The 7,061-nt window shown below is 70.6% G+C and carries 7 protein-coding genes; 4 read left to right on the forward strand and 3 right to left on the reverse strand.

Annotation, left to right across the window (positions count from 1 at the left end; genetic code table 11):
- The 3 genes from PKH97_RS11750 to PKH97_RS11760 all read right to left on the reverse strand — a co-directional run.
- Nucleotides 1-1,309: tryptophan-rich sensory protein (locus PKH97_RS11750; RefSeq protein ID WP_324387642.1), on the reverse strand; the 1,309-nt coding region annotated here is incomplete at its 3' end.
- Nucleotides 1,306-2,040: a lysostaphin resistance A-like protein gene (locus PKH97_RS11755; protein WP_324387643.1), complete on the reverse strand. Its 735-nt coding sequence runs from the start codon at nucleotides 2,038-2,040 to the stop codon at nucleotides 1,306-1,308. The genes PKH97_RS11755 and PKH97_RS11750, both read right to left, overlap by 4 nt.
- Entirely contained in the window at nucleotides 2,037-3,422 is a 1,386-nt protein-coding gene (locus tag PKH97_RS11760; RefSeq protein ID WP_324387644.1) for a deoxyribodipyrimidine photo-lyase, read from the reverse strand. The genes PKH97_RS11755 and PKH97_RS11760 overlap by 4 nt, the downstream gene beginning before the upstream one ends.
- Before the next feature lie 100 nt (nucleotides 3,423-3,522).
- On the opposite strand from PKH97_RS11760, the gene PKH97_RS11765 reads away from it, so the two are divergent.
- The 4 genes from PKH97_RS11765 to PKH97_RS11780 form a co-directional block, all read left to right on the forward strand.
- On the forward strand, nucleotides 3,523-4,788 hold the full coding sequence (locus PKH97_RS11765; RefSeq protein ID WP_324387645.1) for an FAD-dependent oxidoreductase: 1,266 nt from the start codon (nucleotides 3,523-3,525) through the stop codon (nucleotides 4,786-4,788).
- Complete coding sequence (locus tag PKH97_RS11770; protein ID WP_324387646.1) at nucleotides 4,785-5,537, forward strand: DUF1365 domain-containing protein; 753 nt, start codon at nucleotides 4,785-4,787, stop codon at nucleotides 5,535-5,537. The genes PKH97_RS11765 and PKH97_RS11770 overlap by 4 nt, the downstream gene beginning before the upstream one ends.
- Entirely contained in the window at nucleotides 5,534-6,853 is a 1,320-nt protein-coding gene (locus PKH97_RS11775; RefSeq protein ID WP_324387648.1) for a class I SAM-dependent methyltransferase, read from the forward strand. Before PKH97_RS11770 ends, PKH97_RS11775 begins: the two co-directional genes overlap by 4 nt.
- A 12-nt stretch (nucleotides 6,854-6,865) precedes the next feature.
- Nucleotides 6,866-7,061 (forward strand): MerR family transcriptional regulator (locus PKH97_RS11780; protein ID WP_324387649.1); only part of this gene is annotated, 196 nt, incomplete at its 3' end.

Raw genomic sequence — 7,061 nt, forward strand, 5'->3', positions numbered from 1 at the left:
ACGCGCGCCGCGCCAGGTCGGCGCTGGAGGCCGCGAGTGCGGCGGCGCCGGCTGTCGCGACCGGCAGATTGCGCACCCGGAAGAAGAGCACGCTCCACAGCGCGTTGAGCGTCAGATTGACCCCCAGCGCCCGCCCGTATGCCGTGGCCTCCACCGCGCGTCCCTCCCGGTCCAGCTGGGTCAGATGCTGCGCGGAGACCGCTGCGATGGTCGCGTAGAGCGGGGTCCAGACGAGCCCGAAGGTCTGGGGTGGCGGCTGCCACGGCGGCTTGTCCAAAGCGCGATACCACCGCGAGTTTGGTTGCGTCGCAAGCGAACCCACCACCAAACACGCGGCGACTGCGCCCGCACTCATGGCGAGCCGGCGCCGCCCGGTGTCGGGCCGTGTCGCTCCCAGAGCGCTGCGGATCGCCTCGCGCACCCCGATTCGCGCGGGCGCGTCGAGGTGGGCGTCGAAGTCCTCCTCGCGCCGCACGACAGGATGCACCAGGCTGCCCACGAGCGGCTTCGCCAGACCCGCTGGCACCGGGGTGACCGCGCCGACCCAGTGACTGGCCAGCCAGGGCGTCAAGACCGGGACGCTGACGATGCGGCGCGGGCGCAAGCCGGCCACGGCGGCATACGTCTCGATGAGGTCGCGATAGCTGAGCACGTCCGGGCCGCCGATGTCGAAGGCTCGGTTGACATCGGACGGTAGCTCGGCAGCGGCGACCAGGCACGCGACGGCGTCATCGACGGCGATCGGCTGCACGGGGGTGTCGATCCACGAGGGTGTCACCATCACCGGCAGTCGCTCGGTCAGGTGGCGCAGCATCGCAAAGGAGGCCGAGCCGGCCCCCAGGACCACGGCGGCCTGCAGACACGCGGCGGGCACCGGCCCGTCGAGCAGGATCTGGCCGGTCTCGGCGCGAGAGGCGAGATGCGGCGAGAGTTCGCCGTCCTCGGGATGGATGCCACCCAGATAGACGATTCGGCGCACCCCCGCCTCACCGGCCAGCCGGGCGAACGAGCGAGCCAGCTCGCGGTCGCGGGCCACGAAATCACCGCCGTCCATCGAATGGATGAGGTAGTAGGCGACCTGCACCCCATGGAGGGCGCGCCGGAGAGCGTCGTCGTCCGAGGCGTCACCGACGACGACGTCGACCCGCTGCGCCCAATCCCGGTCGGCGATGCCGTCGGGGGAGCGGGTGAGCACGCGGACCGGTCGACGCTCGAGCAGGACGGGCACGAGGGCGCCGCCGATATAGCCCGATGCGCCGGTTACGAGGGCAAGGCCGTCCGGATCGGATTGCGGCAGCGGTGTGTTCATCGCAAGACCTCCAGGACTGCGGGTAACAGGACGAGCATCGAGCTCGACCACAGGACATGGGTGAGAATCGGGCCCAGGACCCCGCCGGTGACGCGGCGTTGCAGGCCGGTGAGCAGGCCGAGAAGGGCTGCGGCAAGGACGAGCATGGGATTGCCGGTGCCCGCGGTCGTTGCCGCATACACCAGCGTCGTCACGGCGACGGCGTGCCGCCGCCCCACGGCCGCGAAGAGCGCGCCCCGGAAGTAGAGCTCCTCGGCGACGCCATTGAGGACGACGACGGCCAGGATGACGGGGAGCGAGGCATAGCGCGCGTGATCCAGGACGGCGTCCACTGCTGCGAGCAGCGGCGGGATGCGCGCGACGATGACGGCTCCGGCGAGGAAGACACCCACGAGCAGGCCGCCGAGGGCCAGCGACTGCACCCACGGCCGGGCATCGCTTCGTCCGGAGCGCGTGTGCGCCCGCCCCACATGAAGGGGGCCGGACAGCAACGCGCCGATGCTCCAGACGGCCGCGAGCGCGAAGGTCGCCGGATAGAACGCTGAGTCGCCCGGCGGGATGCGCAGGGCGAGCGCGAGGATGACGGCGCCGAGCACCAGGGTCACCAGCGCGACGACCCGACGCCGCCGGAACGCCGCGTCACTTTGACCGTGGTCGCGCGGCACCGGTGCCACCAGCGCGGCCGTCAGAAAGGCCCGCAGCTCGGACGCGATGCCAAGGCCCGGGGTCACGATGCCGCCTCCCCGGCCGGACGCCGTGCGGCCGCATACCGCGCCAACGCGTCCGCCCGCTCTGCGGCGTGGTCGACGATCGGCGGCGGATAGCCCCCGGCATAGCCATTGGCCGCTGTGCCCGGCTCGTGCGCGCTGGCCCCCGGGAGATGCGCCAGCTCCGGGACATAGCGACGCACATACGCGCCCTCGGGGTCGAATTTCAGGCCCTGGGCGACCGGGTTGAAGATGCGGAAATAGGGGGCGGCGTCGGTGCCCGTCCCAGCAACCCACTGCCAACCGTGAGAGTTGGACGCGACATCACCGTCGGTCAGATGATCCAGGAAATGGCGCGCCCCGTGCGGCCACCAGATATGCAGATCCTTGACCAGGAAACTCGCCGCCACCATGCGGACGCGATTGTGCATCCACCCCTCGGTGAGCAACTGACGCATCCCTGCGTCGACGTACGGAAAGCCGGTGCGTCCTTGCTGCCAGGCTGAGAAGCGCTCGGCGGCAAGGGAATCGTTCGTCGGATCGGCATATGGCATGGCGGCGAGAGTCGGGCGGAGGTCGTGCCACGCCGATCGCGGGTTGTGCCACAGCACGTCGGCATAGAACTCGCGCCAGGCCAGCTCGGTGATGAAGCGCTCGCCGCCCGGGGATCCGGTCAGTCCGTTCACCGCGAGCTCGTGCAACAGGGTGCGCGGGTGGATCGTGCCCAGCTTCAGCGCCGTCGACAGGTGTGACGTGCCGGCCTGATCGGGCCGGTCGCGCAGCCGGGCATAAGACGCCAAGTCGTCGCCTAGGAAGCGCGCCCACGCCTGCCGCGCCGCGTCCTCGGTCACCGGCGTGCTGCCCGGCAGTGGGCCTGGCGCGGGCAGGGGATCGTTGCCGAGGCCGTCGACGATATCCAAGCGGGCGGGCGCCGGCGCCGGACCGGGCGCCCCATGCTCGCGCCAGGCTCTGGCGAATGGTGTGAACACCGCGAACGGTGTCCCACCGCGCGTGCGCACGAGCCCGGGGCCAACGGCATACGGCGATCCCGTTGCCCGCCAGGAGATTCCGCGATCCGACAGCAGCGATGCCACGCGGCGATCGCGACGCGCGCCGTAGGGCGTTGTCTCGACCGAGACATGCACGGCCGCGGCACGCACCTCGGCGCAGATTTCGGGCACGACGACGGCGGGGTCGCCGGAGCGCACGACCAACCGCCCGCCGAGGGCGGCGTCCAGGGCGGCGACGGCAGTGAGGAAGGCCGCGTCACGCGGCCGCGCGCGGGCGCCGAGCAGGCCCGGGTCAAGGACCACCAATGGCACCACTGGACCCGTCTGGCTCGCCGTGAGGAGGGCGGGGTTGTCCTCGATGCGCAGATCGCGCCTGAACCACATGACCGCTGTCATCGCCCCTCCTTGCCTCTCGTCGCGCCGCTCGTCGGGCGTGGCTAACCTTACGCAAACATTGGACAATGATGTGTCAGGATGGGGAGGGAAAGGAGTTCACATGCCGCCTTCTTCTCGACCCACCGCGGTCGTCGTCGGTGCCGGAGTCGCCGGTTTGACCGCCGCCTATGCGCTCTCGCAGACCCACCATGTGGTCCTGCTCGAAGCGGACACGCGGCTCGGCGGCCACGCCCATACGCACCGGATCGCCACGGCCGCAGGCGAACTCGCGATCGACAGTGGCTTCATCGTGCACAACCAGCGCACCTACCCCACCTTCGTGCGTCTGCTGCGTGAGCTCGGGGTCGCGACCATCGCGACCGAGATGAGCATGTCGGTCACCTGCCGCGAGTGCGGCCTGACGTATGCCGGCGGCCGCGGCCCCGGCGGCATCCTCGCCGCCCCTCGCCGACTCGCCGATCCGCGCTTCGTCCGCCTGCTGGCGGAGGTGCCGCGCTTTCATCGTCTGGCCCGTCGCATCCTGCGCGGTGAGGCCGGCGACCCGACGTGGGGCGAGGTCCTGGCCACGGGCGGGTTCACGCCCTATTTCGCCGATCACTTCGCGATCCCACTGGTGGCGTGCGTCTGGAGCGCCGACGGGGCGGATGCGGCCAACTATCCCGCCCGCCACCTGTTCCGCTTCCTCGACAACCACGGGATGCTCTCGGTCACCGGATCGCCGCGCTGGCACACCATCGCCGGAGGGTCCGCGCGGTATGTCGAGGCGCTCGCGCAGCGGCTGCCCGATGTGCGCACCGGCGCGCCGGTCGTCGCCATCGAGCGCCACGACGATGCCGTAGAGGTCCGGCTGGCACGTGGCGAGGTGCTGCGCGCCGACCGGGTCGTCCTGGCCACCCACGCCGACGACGCGGCGGCGCTGCTGGCCGACGCCACCACCGCCGAGAAGGCTGCACTCACCGCAATTCCCTACTCGCGCAACGAGATCGTCCTCCATCACGATGCTCGCCTGCTTCCCACCGTGGCGCGGGCGCGGGCGAGTTGGAACTACTCTCGGTCGGCGTGCACCGGCAGCGAGCCGGCCGTGCGCGTCGACTACTGGATGAATCGCCTGCACCGGCTCGACGCCGACCGGGACTATGTCGTCAGCCTCAACGGCGGCGGCGATATCGACCCGGCATCGGTCCTGGCTCGCGCGAGCTATCGCCACCCCGTTTTCACCCGGGAGTCGGTTGCCGCGGCCGCGACCTTGAGCACGGCCGGCGGTCCGCGCCTCGCGTTCGCCGGCGCGCACCTGGGCTGGGGCTTCCACGAGGATGGTGCCCGCTCGGGCCGCGTCGCGGCCGAACGCCTCGGCGGCCGGTGGTGACCAGCTCCGGCGGCGGTGTCGAGCCGGGACGTCCCGAGGTCCCCGCGATCGTGCACGGACGGGTTCGGCACGACCGACGGACGCCGCACACCCACCGGATACGGGCCCGCACCTATATGTGGCTCGTCGACATCGACGACCCGCCGGATCATGGTGTGCTCGGCCGCATCCGGCCGCGCGACCACTTCGGGGCGGACTGCACCTCGCTGCGCGACGGCGTCGAGCGCTTTGTGACCGCTCAGGGCGAATCGATCCGGCCCGAGGATCGCGTCCTCACCTTGACCAACCCGCGCGCATTCGGACACGTCTTCAACCCGCTGACGACCTACTACTGCCTCGGCCCGGACGAGCGATTGAGGTGGCTCATCCTCGAGATCCACAACACCTACGGAGAGCGGCACGCGCATCTTCTCCATCTCGACGCTCGCGGCCGCAGCCAGGTCGCCAAGGAGTTCTACGTCTCGCCCTTCATCTCTGTCGATGGGATGTATGACGTTGCCGTCACCCTGACGCAGGAACGGGTGAGTGTGGCGATCACCTTGCGGCAGAACGGCATCCGCATCATCGGGACGAGCTTCAGCGGGACGACCACACCATTGACCCGCCGGGCCGCGCTCCGGGCGGCCGTCGTCACGCCCTTCGTCACCCACCAGGTCAGCGCCCGCATCCGCGCCCACGGCATCCGCCTGTGGACCGCCTTGCCCGTCGTCCCCCGTCCGCTCCATCAGCCTCCGGAAGGCCTGCGATGACCACCGATACCCGCCGGCTCCGCGTCGAGACACCGCCTGCCGCGTCGCGCTCGTATGCCGATCCCGTCCACGCCCCCCTGCGCGGCGCCGTGGCGCGGGCCCTCGCGCGCCGCATGGCCCGTCTCGTCGACGTGCGCATCGTCCTGCCCGACGGCACCTCCATCACCCCACCCCTCCCGGGTCTCGTCCAAGCCCCTGACCGCCACGCCCCGGAACGTCAGGCAGAAGCGCCGGACGACCTGCCCACCATGGGCATCTACTCCTGGGCGTTCTTCGATCGCGTCGGCCTCGACGCCAAGATCGGCATCGGGGAGGGCTTCATGGCGAGGGAGTGGAGCCCGGCGCCGGGCACCGATCTCGCCGACCTGCTCACCCCCTTCGCCGCCCGGCTCGGGGAGCTCGTCCCCCCGGCCTTGGCCCGCTTCCGCCGCCTGGCCGAGCCGCGCCACCCACGCCATCACCGGGGCGACCGGGACGGAGCCGCAACGAATATCGCCCACCACTACGACCTTTCCAATGCCGTCTTCGCCACCTTCCTCGACCCGACGATGAGCTATTCGGCGGCCCGATTCGCGCAAGAGGACCCGCCGGGGTTCGCAGGATTGGAGCCAGCACAGCGGCGCAAGATCGACTCGGTCCTCGATGATGCCGGTGTCGGCCCCGGCACCCGCCTGCTCGAGATCGGCTCGGGCTGGGGGCAACTCGCGATCCAGGCAGCGCAGCGAGGCGCGCACGTCCATACGATCACGCTCTCGGAGCAACAGCGCGAACTGGCAACCGAGCGGATCGCCGCCGCCGGCCTGACCGACCAGGTCCGGGTCGAACTGCTCGACTACCGCGATATCGAGGAGACCTATGACGCCGTCGTCAGCGTCGAGATGATCGAAGCCGTCGGCTACGACTATTGGCCTGACTACTTCGCCACATTGGCGCGGGCGGTTGCCCCCGGCGGTGCCATTGCGCTGCAGGCGATCACCATGCCGCACGGACGGATGCTGGCGTCCAGGCACGCGTTCGGCTGGATCCAGAAGTACATCTTCCCCGGCGGGCTGATCCCCTCGGTCGAAGCGATCGAGCAAAACGCTGCCGCGGCCGGCCTGCAGGTCACCTCCTCGAGGTCGCTGCGCGCGGACTATGCTCGCACCCTGCGCCTGTGGCGGGAGCGCTTCGTCGCCGAGCGCGAGCACGTCCTCGATCTCGGCTTCGACCTCGACTTCCTGCGCGTCTGGGAGTTCTACCTCGCCTACTCCGAAGCCGGCTTCCGCTCCGGTCACCTCGACGTGCGTCAACTGCGCCTTGTCCGTCGGACGTCGTAGTCTGCGGCCACCGTGTACACCATCAAGCAGGCCGCCCAACTGACCGGTATTCCGCCGGCAACCTTGCGCGCCTGGGAACGCCGGTATGCCGTGCTCCGCCCCCCGCGGTCGGCCGGCGGCTATCGCCTCTACGACGATGCGGCCATCCGGGAGCTCGACGTGATGGCGGCCCTGGTCGGGTTGGGCCATTCTCCGCAGCAAGCGGCCG

This window comes from Nostocoides sp. (assembly GCF_035343835.1).
GTDB lineage: Bacteria > Actinomycetota > Actinomycetes > Actinomycetales > Dermatophilaceae > Nostocoides_A > Nostocoides_A vanveenii.

Bases quoted from the DNA above. Each gene is read 5' to 3' on its own strand.
- PKH97_RS11760 (WP_324387644.1), bottom strand. From the start codon at position 3,422: ATGACAGCGGTCATGTGGTTCAGGCGCGATCTGCGCATCGAGGACAAC.
- PKH97_RS11765 (WP_324387645.1), top strand. From the start codon at position 3,523: ATGCCGCCTTCTTCTCGACCCACCGCGGTCGTCGTCGGTGCCGGAGTC.
- PKH97_RS11775 (WP_324387648.1), top strand. From the start codon at position 5,534: ATGACCACCGATACCCGCCGGCTCCGCGTCGAGACACCGCCTGCCGCG.